Source organism: Mesorhizobium sp. M0601, from assembly GCF_040320845.1.
Lineage (GTDB): Bacteria > Pseudomonadota > Alphaproteobacteria > Rhizobiales > Rhizobiaceae > Mesorhizobium.
In genome coordinates this window covers 1-989 of record NZ_JAMYQK010000124.1, presented here as the reverse complement: position 1 = coordinate 989, position 989 = coordinate 1, and the positions used below count along the sequence as shown (strand labels likewise).

The window sequence follows — 989 nt, the reverse complement described above, 5'->3', positions numbered from 1 at the left end:
CGATGTGTGCCGGGATTTCGGGATTTCGCGCAAGACTGGCTACAAGATCTTCAACCGCTATAGGGAGGAAGGGCTGGAGGCGCTTTGCGACCGCTCGCGGCGGCCGGTGAGGTACGCCAACCAGTTGCCCGAGCAGATCGAGCGGCTGATCGTCGAGACCAAGCGCGAGAAGCCGCATTGGGGCGCTCGCAAGATCAGGGAGTTGCTGGTCAGGAAGCTCGCCGGTGATGTGCGTATCCCGGCCAAAAGCACCGTGCATGCCGTGCTCGACCGTCACGGCCTTGTGAGCCAGGCCCGCAAGAGGAACCGGGCGAGCAAGGCCGTGGGCACGCCATTGTCGCAAGCCGCCGCCCCTAACGATCTGTGGTGCACCGACTTCAAGGGGGAGTTCAGGCTCGGCAACGGTAGCTACTGTTACCCCCTGACGGTCACCGACCAGATCTCGCGCTATGTGCTCGCCTGCGAAGCGCTTGAATCGACAAAGGAGACGCCGGTCATCGAGGCCTTCGTGCGGCTGTTCAGGGAGCGCGGCCTGCCCGCCGCCATCCGCTCCGACAACGGGCTCCCTTTCGCTTCGCCTAACGGCCTCTACAATCTCTCGCGCCTGTCGGTGTTCTGGCTCAGGCTCGGCATCGTCATCGAGCGCATCCAGCCGGGCAACCCGCAACAGAACGGCCGCCACGAGCGCATGCATCTGACCTTAAAGAAAGAGACGACCAGGCCGCCCGGCATGAACATCCTCCAGCAGCAGGCGAGGTTCGACGCTTTCATCAGCGAATTCAATGAGGAAAGGCCACACGAGGCGCTCGCCATGCGCACCCCGGCCGAGCTCTACACGCCGTCCTCAAGAGCCTATGACGGCCTGCCGGAACTGGAATACCCCTTCCACGACCGCGACATCCTGGTTACCGCTTGCGGCCGCATCTGCATGCACAGGAAGAAGATCAACGTCTCGACCGTGCTCGCCGGTCAGAGGCTGGGAATCAAGG

Annotated in this window: 1 protein-coding gene; it reads left to right on the top strand. The window is 63.2% G+C overall.

The window, feature by feature from the left end:
* Window positions 1-989, top strand: a 989-nt coding sequence (locus NKI41_RS33165; protein WP_352687279.1) for an integrase core domain-containing protein, incomplete at both ends; no start/stop codon positions are given.